Source organism: Acinetobacter sp. Root1280 (genome assembly GCF_001425285.1).
GTDB lineage: Bacteria > Pseudomonadota > Gammaproteobacteria > Pseudomonadales > Moraxellaceae > Acinetobacter > Acinetobacter guillouiae.
On sequence record NZ_LMED01000011.1, the window covers coordinates 1 to 14,220 of the forward strand.

12 protein-coding genes are annotated in these 14,220 nt (G+C 37.2%); 4 read left to right on the plus strand and 8 right to left on the minus strand.

The window, feature by feature from the left end; all coding sequences use genetic code 11:
* Window positions 1–213 precede the first annotated feature (213 nt).
* Window positions 214–1,587, minus strand: coding sequence for a dihydrolipoyl dehydrogenase (locus tag ASC84_RS09475; RefSeq protein ID WP_056514051.1), 1,374 nt, complete (start codon window positions 1,585–1,587; stop codon window positions 214–216).
* 216 nt (window positions 1,588–1,803) lie between these two features.
* On the opposite strand from ASC84_RS09475, the gene ASC84_RS09480 reads away from it, so the two are divergent.
* On the plus strand, window positions 1,804–6,255 hold the full coding sequence (locus ASC84_RS09480) for an Ig-like domain-containing protein (protein WP_056514159.1): 4,452 nt from the start codon (window positions 1,804–1,806) through the stop codon (window positions 6,253–6,255).
* Between the two features lie 347 nt (window positions 6,256–6,602).
* On the opposite strand, the gene ASC84_RS09485 is transcribed toward ASC84_RS09480, so the two are convergent.
* The 4 genes from ASC84_RS09485 to thyA all read right to left on the minus strand — a co-directional run bounded on the left by ASC84_RS09485 (window position 6,603) and on the right by thyA (window position 9,647).
* Window positions 6,603–7,043, minus strand: coding sequence for an META domain-containing protein (locus ASC84_RS09485; protein WP_056514054.1), 441 nt, complete (start codon window positions 7,041–7,043; stop codon window positions 6,603–6,605).
* Between the two features lie 76 nt (window positions 7,044–7,119).
* Window positions 7,120–8,181, minus strand: coding sequence for a DUF4105 domain-containing protein (locus tag ASC84_RS09490; RefSeq protein WP_056514057.1), 1,062 nt, complete (start codon window positions 8,179–8,181; stop codon window positions 7,120–7,122).
* Between the two features lie 31 nt (window positions 8,182–8,212).
* Window positions 8,213–8,725, minus strand: coding sequence for a dihydrofolate reductase (locus ASC84_RS09495; protein ID WP_056514060.1), 513 nt, complete (start codon window positions 8,723–8,725; stop codon window positions 8,213–8,215).
* 79 nt (window positions 8,726–8,804) lie between these two features.
* Entirely contained in the window at window positions 8,805–9,647 is an 843-nt protein-coding gene (gene thyA, locus ASC84_RS09500) for a thymidylate synthase (RefSeq protein ID WP_056514062.1), read from the minus strand.
* A gap of 174 nt (window positions 9,648–9,821) precedes the next feature.
* On the opposite strand from thyA, the gene ASC84_RS09505 reads away from it, so the two are divergent.
* Window positions 9,822–10,619, plus strand: coding sequence for a YwqG family protein (locus ASC84_RS09505; RefSeq protein WP_056514065.1), 798 nt, complete (start codon window positions 9,822–9,824; stop codon window positions 10,617–10,619).
* A gap of 407 nt (window positions 10,620–11,026) precedes the next feature.
* Window positions 11,027–11,554, plus strand: a complete 528-nt coding sequence (locus ASC84_RS09510; RefSeq protein WP_004726489.1) for a hypothetical protein — start codon at window positions 11,027–11,029, stop codon at window positions 11,552–11,554.
* Window positions 11,555–11,662: 108 nt separating this feature from the next.
* Here ASC84_RS09510 and ASC84_RS09515 read toward each other — a convergent pair whose 3' ends face one another.
* The 3 genes from ASC84_RS09515 to lgt all read right to left on the minus strand — a co-directional run bounded on the left by ASC84_RS09515 (window position 11,663) and on the right by lgt (window position 13,325).
* On the minus strand, window positions 11,663–12,034 hold the full coding sequence (locus tag ASC84_RS09515) for a hypothetical protein (RefSeq protein WP_004726492.1): 372 nt from the start codon (window positions 12,032–12,034) through the stop codon (window positions 11,663–11,665).
* Window positions 12,034–12,420, minus strand: coding sequence for a hypothetical protein (locus ASC84_RS09520; RefSeq protein WP_056514069.1), 387 nt, complete (start codon window positions 12,418–12,420; stop codon window positions 12,034–12,036). Before ASC84_RS09520 ends, ASC84_RS09515 begins: the two co-directional genes overlap by 1 nt.
* Window positions 12,421–12,506: 86 nt before the next feature.
* The gene (gene lgt, locus ASC84_RS09525; protein WP_004726496.1) at window positions 12,507–13,325 is read right to left on the minus strand and encodes a prolipoprotein diacylglyceryl transferase; all 819 of its coding nucleotides are present in this window, start codon (window positions 13,323–13,325) and stop codon (window positions 12,507–12,509) included.
* Between the two features lie 94 nt (window positions 13,326–13,419).
* Between lgt and ASC84_RS09530 the strand changes: the two genes are divergently transcribed.
* Window positions 13,420–14,202 carry an NRDE family protein gene (locus tag ASC84_RS09530; RefSeq protein WP_056514071.1) on the plus strand — a complete coding sequence of 261 codons (783 nt, stop codon included), beginning with the start codon at window positions 13,420–13,422 and terminating at the stop codon, window positions 14,200–14,202.
* Window positions 14,203–14,220: the final 18 nt, after the last annotated feature.

A 14,220-nucleotide genomic window follows, 5' to 3' on the forward strand; every position in this document is an offset into this window, starting at 1 on the left:
GAAGTGAAACCTCTTAGCGCTGATGGTAGTGTGGGGTTACCCATGTGAGAGTAAGTCATCGCCAGCTTTTAAATCTAAAACACCCCGATCTTTAGCGAGAGCGGGGTGTTTTTTTATGTGCGGTGTTGATTAGCGAAAGGAAATAGAAATATGCGCAAGAAAATATAAAGGCTCTATTCTACAAAATAGAGCTTCATTCAATAGGTAAAAACGTTATTTAAGCTGTCTTCGGGCATGTTTTAATGCAGTTCTTAAGCCTTCTTCCAAGGTTGGATGATAAAAAGGTTTTGCTAATATCTCATCAATTGTCAGCTGTTCTGCAATGATCCAAGAGAGTAAGTGGGTCATATGTTCAGCAGATTCAATAAAAAGTTCAGCCCCTAAGAGTTTTCTGTTTTGCTGATCTACATAAACTTCAACAGCACCTTTATTTTTACCTAAAACCAATGCACGACCTTGCTTTTCATAAGAAGCAAAACCTGTAACAAATGCTGTGTCTGATTTTGACAGCGTGGCAAAGTTTTGCCCAGCAATCCCCATTTCTGGACTACAGAACACAATACCTAAAGGTGCTAGGTTATTTAAGCTGTGTATATTGGGAAAATTTAAACAACTTGAAACGACATTTCTTCCTTCATTCGCAGCCTCATGTTGTAAAGGTGTTTGAGTAAAAGCATCACCAATAATAAATATTGGGAAATCAGCCAATTGTTTAGTGGTGTGATGAACCGGTAATTGTTTTAAATCTGAGAATGCCTGATCAATGTTTTCGAGGGACAAAGTTGATAAGTTTGTAGCACGACCAGTCGCATTTAAAATATAGTCAACCTGTATGGATTTAGATTCATTATTTTCGATAAATGATATTTCAACCCTATTTTCAAGATTTTGGATTGAATCAGGTAAAACTTCAAATTTAATGTTAAGTTCTTTGGATAATTCTGCTTGAGCGATTTCTTGTAAATTAGGGCTACTAAGCACCCCCACTTTTTTGCTTCTTGCAAAAACAGTCGTATTGACGCCTAAGCGGTGCATCGCTTGAGCTAATTCAATTGCAATCACACCACTCCCGATCACGGCAATAGACTTAGGCAGCGTCTCAAGTTCAAATACTTCATCTGAAGTAATCAGTTTATTGCCTAGTTTATTTTTCCAATCTTGGTTATAGGTCGGTGTTGAACCTACAGCAAGAATAAATGATTTAGATTGATAATGTTTTCCATTAACTTCAACCGTATTTGCATTTACAAATTTAGCTTCGCCATCAATTTTATGCGCAGCCTCCCAACTTTCTATATCTTTAAGCGTTGCGCGAGCAAAGCGATCACGTAAATCTCTAACATGCTGCATAACTTGATGTGTATCGATTTCTGCTTTTACCTCCAAAGCGACCTCATTGGCATTTTGAATGTCATACATTCGATTTGCAGTTGAAATGAGAACTTTACTTGGCATACAGCCAACACGGACACAAGTTGTATCCCAAGGCCCTTTATTGATAATCAGTAAGTTAGATGTATATTTGATTGCTTCTTTATATGCGCTAATACCTGCTGTTCCTGCGCCAATGATGATGATGTCGTACATCTCTTCTCCTCATTTAATTATATTAAAAGAAATATCAATTAAATATTTAACAGCAATTTATAAAAAATATTCATATAAAGAGTGTCGTCAAATTATATTTTTTCAATATATCACAAGTATTAGATTGAAAAGTTTTGTAGATTTGAGTACATTTCGTGTAAAAGCCATAAAAGTATTTTTAGGGCAAAACTTATACTAAATACAATGGATGAAATTATGATTTACTTAACAAAATTTAAAGAATTAGGGGTTAAAGCAACAGTTCTTGCATCTTCACTAGCCTTAGTGGCGTGTGGCGGCGGAGGTGGTGGGTACTATGATGATAATAAGAATACTGGGGGGAGTACGGGAAATGGGGGTAACGGCTCAACCACGGATACTAAAAAAGTTGTAGAAAGTTTAGGGCTTACACTACAAGATGCTGAAGCTAAACCAATTGAAGTTGCTTTTGACAATTCTAAAGTCTTAATTTCAGTTCAAGCTTTGAATAGTGATAAAGGTGGTGTTGCTGCTAAATTGGTAAATTTATCGATTGCAGATAGTGAAAAATTAGGTGTAACGAGCAAGAGTTCTCAAGTAACAACTGGTGATGATGGTGTTGCGGTATTTGAACTAAATATTCCTACATTAAATGTGAATTCTGGAAAAGTACAGCTTACTGCGACTGTAGATGGAACGACAATTAAACAGGTTTATACCCTTAATATTAAAAAAACAAGCACAATTCAAAGTGAATATAACCTTAAAATCCAACAAGGGGTTGTGCTTAATCTGCCAAAAGGTTCAGCTTCTATTACTGCTCAAGTCACAGATAAAAATGGTGGTGTAAAATCGAATCAATCTGTATCTTTAGCTTTACCTGCTGAAATGCAAGGTAAATTCTCGATTACAAATGGTTCTACGTTAAAAACAGATGAGCTAGGCAAAGCAACTTTTAATATTACTGCAAATAGTGATTTAACAGCAGCTGACATTGCTCAACTTGTATTAACCTCATCAAGTTTAGACTTTAAATTAGTGGATGAGTTTAAAGCTGAGAGCCAAGCAAAAGCATCCATTACTTTTAAAGATGTTTCTCAAGTTGTTCAAAAATTAGAAATCGTTACTCAAGATAGCCCTATTGTTGCACAAGGTGGAACGACGCAAGTTACTGTTGTTGCAAAAAATAGTGATGGCAATCTTTTAACCAATAAAAAAGTAAAATTATCTTTTACAGATAGTAGTGCTGTATATGGTGTAACGATTGATCAGGCAGAAGTGACAACTGATGCGAAAGGCTATGCGGTATTTACCCTTAAATCTGCATCATCGTATCCGATTGCCTTATCTCAACAAGGAATTAACCTAAAAGCGACTTATAGCGACTCAGCAGATATTTTTGCAACAGCAACAGTCAAAGTGACAACTGCTGATACAGGGGCATCAAATCAACAGGCACTTCAACGTCTTGAAATTGCATCTTCGTATCAGATTAATGCAAAAAATGATTCGATTACCATTACAGTCAAAGGAATTAATAATAAAGGTGAAGCCGCGACTCAAGGTAAGGTTAAACTGAGCCTAAATGCTGAAGCGAATTCTAATGGTGTTACTTTTGATGGAAGTGCAGAACAGGAATTTAAAACAGGTTATGTCACTTACACCTTAAAAACCAATGCTAAAACGCCAGCAGCTGTTGAAGCTTTAGTTGCGGCAGGTATTACTGCAACATTTACCACAGATAATAATGTAACGAACAGCATTAAGATTACAGTAGAAGATGAAGCGAAGTCAGAGGAAGCATTAAGTTATCTTGCAATAGACCCGATTAATGTGGCCTATGATTACACTAAGGATCAAACCATTGTAGTCAAAGTGAAAGCTACAGGTGTAAAAGGTGGTGCATTAAAAGGAGAGACTGTTAATTTAGGATTTTCAAAAGCATATTCAGTTTCAGAGTTGCAAAGCCTAGGATTAAGTCTAACCAGTTCTGCGGATGCACTTACAGATGCAACAGGTTATGCAACATTTACCTATCAGTATAAAGCAAGTGGAAGTCCAACCCAAAAAGCATTAGTTGAGAATGGTTTAGGACTCATTGCTAAACCAACCAATGGAACTGGCGCAGCAAGTACAGTCAATCTCAATTTCAAAGCACCAACAGCTCAAGGTGAAATTGATTTAGATCACTTGAATATTGATATGTTGGGTAGCCTCATTTTAACTGTAAATAACGAAAAAACATTTGATGTAACCGTTAATGCGTTGGGTACAGATGGTAAGGCGCTGGCGAATCAAAAAGTGTCTATCGGGTTAAATGATGCGGCGACAAGTAATGGAGCGAGCCTCGCGACGGCAGCAACACTTACAACGAATGCCCAAGGTCAAGCAACGTTTAAGATTAAGGTGAAAGCCAATAACACAAGTGAGTTGGCGAACTTGGTTGCAAATGGCCTTACCGTGGCTGTGAAAGGAGTACGTACCGATGGCTCTGCTTATACAGTTACGCGTAAAGTTGAGATCTCTCAACCTGTGGTTGTCATTCCAGATTTGGCAGCGTTAAGTCTGAGCTATGATGTTCAAACCGTTTCTGTATTGGGTGGAGAAGTCCGTGTTAAAGTGATTGCCAAAGATGAGAATGGAATAATTATTCCAAATACATCTGTCGCGATTGCATTATCAAGTTTAGCGGGTTCTCGTGTTTCATTGTCAGACTCCAATTTAACAACGAATAGTAAGGGTGAAGCTGAATTTACCATTCGAGTTGCTGAAGGTGCTTATGATGCGAGCTTAATCAAGAATGGCATCACGTTTGCTGTTGTGGGTACAAATCGTAATAATGGTGATCGTATTCAGCAGACGGGTAGCATTCAGGTTGCCATCCCTCAAGATTCTGTAAACTTGCGTTTAACTGCTGATAAAAAAGAATTAGAGTTTGGCAAAAGTTATCAAGTCCAAGTTGCAGTTAAAGATGAATTGGGCGCTAATACGGGCTATCCTGTAAATTTAGCTTTAAATAAAGAAGCTTATGATGCAGGAATTCGTTTAAGTAATGATTCGCTAGTAACAGCAGCAAATGGTCAAACACAGATTACGATTACGATTCCAAAAGATATTCCAAGTGCTGCTAAACAAGCATTAATTGATTTAGGTTCTAAAGCAATTCAAATCAAAGGTACGATTAAAAACCCGAAAGGAGTTGATGTTGTATCTACCTTGGAATTTAGTATTTTTGAGGCAGTTAATCCAAATCATTTAACTGTAGATTCTTCTAAGGCAAGTTTAAGTGTTGCCGGCGATAAAACAATTGTTAAAGTACAATTACTTGATAACAATGGTCTTCCTGTTAGAAATGAAGATGTAACGTTAGCGGCGAATAATTCTGCGACATTGATTATTGGAACACCTGGAGATGGACACCCAACAAATACAAGTAAACCACAGACTGTAAAAACTGACTCAAATGGTAATGCTTTCTTCTCTGTGGAAGTGGATGGTAATACTGCTGATGGAGACTTGTTATTGGCAAGTGGTATTGAACTAACAGCAAGTAATACCAATACAAATGGCGCCTTAACAACACAGATTTATCGTTTAACTGCATTTAAACCCTCACCAACAGCACCTCAACCTGCACGTTATAATTTACGAATCGAGTCGAATAAAGCAACACTAAATGTGCGTAATGATCTAGCAAATGTTACAGTGACTTTAGTTGATCAAAATGGTGGTGGTGTTGCGAATAAATATGTCAATTTGAATATCAAAGATTTTGTTCGAAATGGTGTAATTATTGTTGGTGCATCTGGTTTAACAACCGACCAAAATGGACAAGCAGTATTTAAAGTTAAGGTTGATGAAAGTGCACGTAATGCGACATATACTGCAGCAGCATTTGATGCTGATGATTTAAATTTAACAGCAACATTCAGTGAAGCAGGGTATTTAGACGCAACTCAAATTTCACGTATTAATGTTGTGCAGTCAGTTGTGCAGAATCCAGTTGCATCAATTGTCATCGGTGTTAATCCTACAGAAACGGGATCTTCAAATGACGGTGTGTACTACACGAAAAATTTATCAGTAAGTGTTGTCGATTTTGATGGTAAGCCGTTAGCGAATCAAAAAGTGGAAATGGATATTAATCCAACTAATTATGTTAAAGGTCGTTACATTTGGGCGTTAGCACCTGTGCCTGGCTCTGATCCAGTATTAAAATGGGTTGGACCTGGTAGTGGTTATTATAACTTGAACAATCCAAATATTTATTTAAGTAATGGTATTCCAATGAACAATAATGGAACGCCAGCAGATACGACTGATGACTTTCCTGCATTAACAACAATCAATTCAGCACATAGTTGTGCTGTAACCGCGCCATATAGTGCAATTACTAATAATGAAGTAAACAGCATTCCAGTTAAAGTACCAACATTCTTAGGACAAGGGGCTACGGCAACGTATACAACGGATGCTGAAGGGAAATTTGATTTTGTGATTCGTTATCCGAAGATTTATGCTCAATGGCTTAATGTACAAATTGGCGCATCATCACAAGTTGCGACATTACCATTTAGAACGACATATAATTTAGGGCTCGCTTCAGTTGCATCTGATTACAGTACTGATGGGACATACGGACCAAATTTAAACAGTCCTTATGGTATCAATACGACTACATGCCCATAATTTTTATTGATCAAAAAACAGCGCTTCGGCGCTGTTTTTTATTTAACGGATGTTCCCATACTTACCCCAACTGTAGGTCTTACATTCATCGAACTACATGCAGATAGAAGTAGACACGAGATCAAGATAAGGCCAATGACTTTCATAGAAATATCCAAATTTTAAGTTGTTGTTATTCTAATCCTAATGATAAGACAGCGTGTGTAGTAAAATTATTGTCTTTCATTGATTGAGTTAAAATTTTTATTCAATTTCATTGTTGGTATTGGATTCTATAATCTAAGGTGTTTAAAAGCCTAATGTTTTAAGCTTTTAAACTGTGTATATAAATAAATGATTCGGTGATGTTATGGCGTTGTAAATTGCAAAACACGATTGCCATATTGATCGACTAACTTTAACGTTTTGTCATACACTTGATAACCTTTCACCTTATTGAGTGCTTCAGTATAGTCAGCCGCGAGTTTCATAGTGTCTTGACAATACATACGAGTTGAGCCGAGTTGCCCTAAGGTCAAGTGTTGCCCTTTGATCGCATAGGCACCCATAATGCGATTACAGCCATCTGCGCCACTTACCCGTAAATCTGAACCAAATTGAATACTTGGTACGTTGCGAGCATTTGACGTTGCTTTATATTCTGTTGCACCAATATGCGTGAGTGTCCAATTTTTGTTTTGCAACAAACTTAGATTTTGGCTTTGTTGGTCGGCACTTGGTGTAGATGCACATCCAGAAAAAAAGAGCGTTGCTGTGATGAATGTGGTTGCGATTATGGATTTAAACATGCGTATTCTCCTAATTTTATCATTATATAAACAAAATTGAGTTAAACCATAAAGACGAGCTGACTAAAGCTATACATTATTGAGCGTGGCCTTCAGGTAAACCAAAACGAATCACTTTAGAAAAGTTATCGCTATTTTGATATTTAAACTGAGCATATTCAGCCGTTCTTGGATTGATATGTGCTTTTTTATACCATTCTTTGATTGACCATTGATGATTTAATGCACCCAAATCATAAAGATAATTGGGTAAATAACCTGAAGCCAATAAACGATAATCTGTTGGTAATTTTTCAGGGGAAATCGCCTGAACCATATCAAAAACCAAAGTTGTACAGTTACTGGTTAGGGTGTTGTACCATTTTGGATGTTCTGCTAAAGCGGAAGATTTCAAAAGATATTCTTCAAATAATGCTTTGGTCTCTGCTTTTGGTAATTGAATCGGGAAAAAATAAACCTGTTCACCTCGAATATTACTTCGTGTATAAACAATATCTTTTTCATCTGCAGCGATTAGGCTTAGCTCGAACTGTCTAAAAAAACCACCAATTGCAGAAAAGTTTTCATTTTTTTCTTTCCGAATTTCAATGGAAAAAACGAGTGGACGTTGATTTAAAAAATCAAAGCTGACCAAGGTATGGGCAATCTGTGGTCCCATCCAATAAGAGGTGATGATATTGACGCCTGTAATCTCATCTAAGTTGTAGCTTCTGGTTTCCCAGCGTTCGTCATATTGATCAGGGGAGTGCCAATTAAAGTTGCGGACATTATGAATCGTGACAAGATTACCTTGCTGCTCATAAGTAAAAATTCTGGAAACTTCTGGACTCCATTGACGATTTTGCTGTGCAGGAATATTAAAGTACCAGATTAAGCTGACAATAAAGGCGATGATATAGATCAGACTGTCAGTTTTTCGGCTAAATATATTTTTAGTAAAATAGATTCCAAGAATACTCAGTGCAAAAATAATCCAAATAGGGATGATGATATAGCTGAAAACTTTTCCTAAGGGGTGTTGAATCCAAATCGCGAAACAAAACCACAGGCTGCTCAATACCACAAATAAGCTAAACAAGGAATGGATTATTCCCATTCCAAGTGTATGCAGTATTGATCTTGTTTTTAAGCTATCCATAAGCCACTATTTTTGTTCATAAAGTTCAGTGCTATTTTCGGTATGTTGCAAACTCAAAAGCAATAGCTGTTTTGTCATCAACATGTGACTCACTCGCAACTTTTTTAAATTCCGCTGGAATTTCTGGATAATACGCATCACCTTGTACATCGAGCTCAATGTGGGTGAGCTCTAAACGATCGGCAATGTACATAGTTTGTTTAAAAATTTCACCACCACCAATGATAAAGATACTGGCAGGTTTTTCTGATGCCAATACATCAGGAATGGCTTGCTCCAAAGCAGCATCTATACTATGGGCCGTTTTAACACCAGCAAAGTTCCAGTCTTGATCACGGGTAATCACCCAATTAACACGTTTAGGTAATGCACGTCCCATCGATTCAAGCGTTTTACGTCCCATCACCACAATACCACCTTGGGTGATTTCTTTGAAGTGTTTAAGGTCTGCTGAAATATGCCATGGAAGATCATTCGCTTTACCAATGCAGCGTTGTTGATCCATTGCAACGACATGCACAATTTCAAAGTTTTTAAATGTCATAATGAATTCGCTTATTATCCATTGGAAAATTTTCCCTCCTATTGCAAGGAGGGAATAAGGAAAGACTGAATTAAAATATTTAAACAGCTACAGGTGCTTTAATTGCAGGATGTGATTCATAACCTGCAATTTCAATATCTTCAAATTTAAAGTCAAAAATATCCTTAATTTCAGGATTTAACTTGAGTTGGCACAGTGGTAAGGGGTCACGTGTTAACTGAAGTTTTGCTTGTTCAAAATGATTAACATATAAATGTGTATCACCACCAGTCCAGACAAAATCACCTACGCCTAAACCACAAACTTGAGCAATCATATGAGTCAGTAGAGCATAACTGGCAATATTAAATGGCACCCCTAGAAAAACATCTGCGCTACGTTGATAAAGTTGGCAAGACAACTTTCCATCCTGAACAAAAAATTGGAATAAAGTGTGGCATGGCGGTAATGCAACTTTACCTGCTTCATTTGGATTCCAGCCAGACACAATCAAACGACGTGAGTTTGGATTGGTCTTGATTTCATTGACCAACCAACTGATTTGGTCAAAACCATCATTTTCAAACAAACCATTGTCTTTTTGCGTTGCGCCAAAGTTACGCCATTGATGACCATAGACTGGGCCCAATTCACCTTCAGGACGTCCAAAACGGGCAGTCTGTTCAGCGGTAGACCATTCATCCCAGATCGAAACTTTATTGTCTTTTAAATATTGAACGTTGGTGTCGCCTTTTAGGAACCACAGCAGTTCAATCACAATTGAGCGGAAATGAACTTTTTTAGTGGTTAGTAGCGGAAACCCTTTTGACAAGTCAAAACGCATTTGATGACCAAATACAGAACGAGTACCTGTACCAGTACGATCACCTTTGTCACCGCCATCGTCTAGGATATGTTGTAGAAGGTCTAAATACGCTTTCATATAGTTTCCAATTTGGGGAGTTTATACGACACAAATGACAGATTATGTCGCATGATTACCCATTCGTAATGTTTCTGAATAGCTTCAGAGTTTATACTAATCTCACTTTCTTTTTAAGCTAGATTATTTTCTGTTTTGCATCCATCTAACATTTAAAACTAAGAGTATTTGAAAATGAGTATAAATTTGAATGAGCTCCCAGCATGTTTACAGCCTTATAAAACGCAAATTATTGCGACAAAAAAAGACAGTATAGAAATATCATTATTGCCCGCTGAAGATTTACAGATTTGGCAAAGCAAAGTGGGTGGAAATCCTTATTTACCTGTAGGAAAGCAATATCCGCAGAGCGCGGAGGGTGATGACTTACAATTATTGGCGCAGATCAATTTTGCAGAAGTGCCAGAAAATCAACATTATCCAAAGTCTGGAATTTTACAGTTTTTTATCAATCCGCATGATGATTTATATGGTCTCAATTTTGATGATCAAAAAAAGCAAGATGGTTTTCGCGTGGTTTTTTATGACAAGATTGAGCAAGATCTTGCACTTTTACAAAGCGATTTTCCAAGTTTTGCTGAGGACGATATCTATAGTCCTATCGCAGGGCAATCTGCGATTCAGTTTGAGAAGGCTGAAAGCTATATTGATATGAACAATTTTGATTTTGCCCAAAAAGTCACAGACCCTTATGAAAGAGACGATGAAGAAGAGTTTTGTGATGAATACAGTGAAGTTTTTTCAGCAAGCGGAAATCGTTTAGGCGGATATCCATTTTTTACTCAATCTGATCCACGTGAATACAATGAATCTATTCAAGATTATATTTTGCTGCTGCAGATTGATACAGGTGAAGCTGAAGGTATTGAGATCATGTGGGGCGACTCAGGTGTAGGGAACTTCTTTATTCATCCTGATGATCTTGAAAAAAGAGATTTCTCTAAAGTGGTGTATAACTGGGATTGTTATTAAGCACCGACAGCATAATTTCTAAAAAGCTGATGTTGATAACGTCAGCTTTTTATTGAAAAAATCTTTCTTTAGCATACGATTTTGCTGAATTCATAAAACAAAAGTGTGACTGAATTGACAGTTTAATGTGTTGATTAAATTAAGAAAATATTTTAATGATACGGCCGAGTAAACTTTTATTGATTAAATTTTAAACAAACAAACCTAGATGATAAATTGTGTAATGTCAGCAGTTTCAGTAGCTTGAGTCGTTACAAATGAGATTTATTAACACTTACATATTTTTTTACATGTTTTAAGTCTACATTTTAAGAATTGCTGATTACTATTCATGGCTTGTGAAAAGTTGTTATTGGTTTAAACAAGGTGGTTTGAATCAATTCAAAAGGGCAGTTTGAGGACAATGCATGATTTACGACCACAATGTTAATATGAATGAATACGTGAATCCCACGGTTCATATTCAGATTCGATCGGAAAATCAAAATAATAATTTTCGACCAGATGAATACTTAAAGAATAAAGCATTTGAAACTTTTAAAAATCAAACTGAAGCATTTAAGAAAGAAAGCTTAATCGATATTAGCAAATTTACTGAAAAACTTGTCAGTATGTCACGTAGTACTACTGCACATCGTTGTGCAAGATATGTGCGTATAGCGCTTGAATCAGCAGGTGCGCGTTTTTCTGATCATCCTGTTGCCGCATCAGATTGGGGTTCGACTTTAACTGAGATTGGTTATAAGCAAATCCGTCCTGACTTCGATAATCCTCAAGAAGGTGATATTTATATCATCAACAGTACCAGTCGCCATCGTTATGGTCATATTGCCGGATTTACAGGTTCTCAATGGGTTTCTGATTTTAGACAACGTAGTTACGATGTATATAAAGACCCAAATGTAACCTATGAATATTATCGTCTAGCTGCTTAGTTTCACAGTCAAAAGCATTTAATCTATTACGGATTAAAAGATAAAAAAGGAAGCTTTTGGAATGAAAGGCTTCCTTTTTTATTACTATGCTTTTTTACTACAACACCTTTAGTCAAAACGTTTTGCGCGATTTTGATAAATTGACATGATAAATAGACCCAATGCAGCAAAGCCAACCGCTTGAATCGAGGTCAATATTTTATGTTGTGCGGGTAAAAAAGCCATTAAAAGCATAAGTGCAAGCAATGGGTAGATTGAAAATAAAATTTTAAAACCTTGAGCATAGACATTATGTTGAGCAATTTTTAGCCCCAGCATTCTTAATAAATGTGTAGAGATTCCAATTGCTAAACATATCACGGTAAACGTTGGACTTAACTTCTCAATCGTGGCGCAATAATAAATTATCACACAGGTTAAGATTGAGATGATCACTTTCATTTCACGGCTACAGCGCGCTGAATACCAAAAATCTAACATTATTTAGATACTTGTTCAGATGAATTTTTATTGAGTAGGGAGAGTGGTGAAAAAATACACACCGCTAGGGCCATAAAACCAATACCTTGAGCGCCTGGGATTAAAATTTCACCATTGTTCATGTTTTTAAAAACCAATGCCAAAACTAAAGCCAGTGGAATCCAGGTCAATAAACGATAAAGAAATCCTGTTGGGCGTTGGGCTGCAAAATGAACCTTACAGTAACGACAAATCAGAAAAATAATACCTGTACCTGCAAAAAGTAAAATATTATCAGGGGTTAGAGGCTGGTACCAATATAGTCCAATAGTAACCAGTGTCAATAAAATAAGAAAAATGAGCTTCTTTGCAACCGAGACTTTAGAATCAAACCAAAATTCAAGCATAGTGATTTCGTTTAAATTGGATAATGATAATTTAGCATAAAAAAGGTGAAGCTTAGCTTCACCTTTTTAAACTTAGCCCATAAGGCTTAAGTATTTTTTTGTGGACCCCAGTCAAAAATTTTCTTTTGGTAGGCATACCAAATTAACCATAATCCAATCAGAATCATTGGGAATGAGAGGATTTGACCTTTGGTCATCCAGCCAAACAAGATATAACCTTGATCTGCATCAGGTTCACGGAAGAACTCCATAAAGAATCGAGCACAGCCATAACCCATTAGAAAGATTGCAGACACGGCATAACGTGGGCGTGGTTTAGCACTATAGAACCATAGAATAAGGAACAGCAGCAGTCCTTCACACAGCGCTTGATAGAGCTGAGATGGATGACGAACCAAATGTAGTGGATCAGTCGGGAAGATCATACCTAGCGCAAAGTTAGGGTCAGAAACTTGACGACCATATAATTCACCACCGATGAAGTTACCAATTCGACCAAACATCAAGCCCGTCGGTACACAGGGCGCAATGAAGTCCAGGGTTTCAAACCAAGTTTTCTTATATTTATGACACCACAAAAGCATGGCAATCATTACACCAAGGAAGCCCCCGTGGAAACTCATACCACCAGTCCAGACTTTAAATAGCCAGATAGGATCTGCTAAAAATTTGCCAAACTCGTAAAATAAGACATAACCAACACGACCACCGAGCACAACTCCAAGTGCGCCAAAGAACACCAGATCTGAAACCATTTCAGAGTTCCAGTCAGCACGTTGTTTAGCGCGATAAGTAGCAAGTCCCCAAGCACATAAAAATGCCAAGAGATACATCAGTCCATACCAATGGACGTTGAGTGGACCCAGTGATATCGCAATTGGGTCAATATTCGGGTAGGTGAGCATTCCTAATCCTTGATTTTCTATTTTGCACAGATTTTAGCTGAAACATATTAAAAATGTTGTACATTCAATGTGTAAACTTCATGGAATGTATTTTATGTGTATTGTGGCATTGGCTTGGCAAGTTTTGGATGATTTACCTGTTTGTTTAATTTCAAATCGTGACGAATTTTACCATCGTCCAAGCACTCAATTACAGTCATGGTCGAACAGTCCGATTATTGCAGGGCAAGATTTGCAATCAGGCGGGACATGGATGGGGGTCACACCACAGGGACGTTGGGCAGTGATTACCAATTATCGTGATGGTGCTGATAAACAAACTTCTCCGACGACACGAGGCTATTTGATTCAAGCCTTTTTAGCGTCAGATCAAACACCGATTCGTTTTGCACAAGCACTGGAAAAGCGGCAAAGAGATTATGCAGGTTTTAACTTATTTATGGGTGATCAACAGCAAGCTGTTTATATGAGTAATCGTGGTGAAGCCCCACAAGTGTTATCCCAAGGTGTATTTGTCGTTTCAAATGGCTTGATGTCAGACGATTGGGAAAAAACCAAGCATTTACGTAAACGCTTTACCCAAGAATTTTTACCCATGCTGCAAGTTCCTGATATCTCTGAACAAGATCTACAATTCGCTGTTTGGGATATTTTAGAAGATGAACGAAAAATTATTCCTGATTTACTGCCCAATACTGGAATTAATCCAGAAATGGAAGCTTTGTTGTCTTCAACATTTATTCAAAGTCCAATTTATGGGACACGCTGTTCCAACTTTTTAAGAATAAGCAGTACGCAGATTGATTGGATCGAAAAAACACAACAAGGTGAACATATGGGCGAGTTAGTCGAGATTAAGCGCGCTATTGAAAAATAAAAAGCCATAGCAACTTTC

Excerpts from the sequence above, each read along its gene's own strand:
- lgt (WP_004726496.1), bottom strand. The coding sequence starts at position 13,325 with ATGCTCACCTACCCGAATATTGACCCAATTGCGATATCACTGGGTCCA.
- ASC84_RS09520 (WP_056514069.1), bottom strand. The coding sequence starts at position 12,420 with ATGCTTGAATTTTGGTTTGATTCTAAAGTCTCGGTTGCAAAGAAGCTC.
- ASC84_RS09490 (WP_056514057.1), bottom strand. The coding sequence starts at position 8,181 with ATGGATAGCTTAAAAACAAGATCAATACTGCATACACTTGGAATGGGA.
- ASC84_RS09515 (WP_004726492.1), bottom strand. The coding sequence starts at position 12,034 with ATGTTAGATTTTTGGTATTCAGCGCGCTGTAGCCGTGAAATGAAAGTG.
- ASC84_RS09530 (WP_056514071.1), top strand. The coding sequence starts at position 13,420 with ATGTGTATTGTGGCATTGGCTTGGCAAGTTTTGGATGATTTACCTGTT.
- ASC84_RS09505 (WP_056514065.1), top strand. The coding sequence starts at position 9,822 with ATGAGTATAAATTTGAATGAGCTCCCAGCATGTTTACAGCCTTATAAA.
- ASC84_RS09495 (WP_056514060.1), bottom strand. The coding sequence starts at position 8,725 with ATGACATTTAAAAACTTTGAAATTGTGCATGTCGTTGCAATGGATCAA.
- ASC84_RS09475 (WP_056514051.1), bottom strand. The coding sequence starts at position 1,587 with ATGTACGACATCATCATCATTGGCGCAGGAACAGCAGGTATTAGCGCA.
- thyA (WP_056514062.1), bottom strand. The coding sequence starts at position 9,647 with ATGAAAGCGTATTTAGACCTTCTACAACATATCCTAGACGATGGCGGT.
- ASC84_RS09510 (WP_004726489.1), top strand. The coding sequence starts at position 11,027 with ATGATTTACGACCACAATGTTAATATGAATGAATACGTGAATCCCACG.
- ASC84_RS09480 (WP_056514159.1), top strand. The coding sequence starts at position 1,804 with ATGATTTACTTAACAAAATTTAAAGAATTAGGGGTTAAAGCAACAGTT.
- ASC84_RS09485 (WP_056514054.1), bottom strand. The coding sequence starts at position 7,043 with ATGTTTAAATCCATAATCGCAACCACATTCATCACAGCAACGCTCTTT.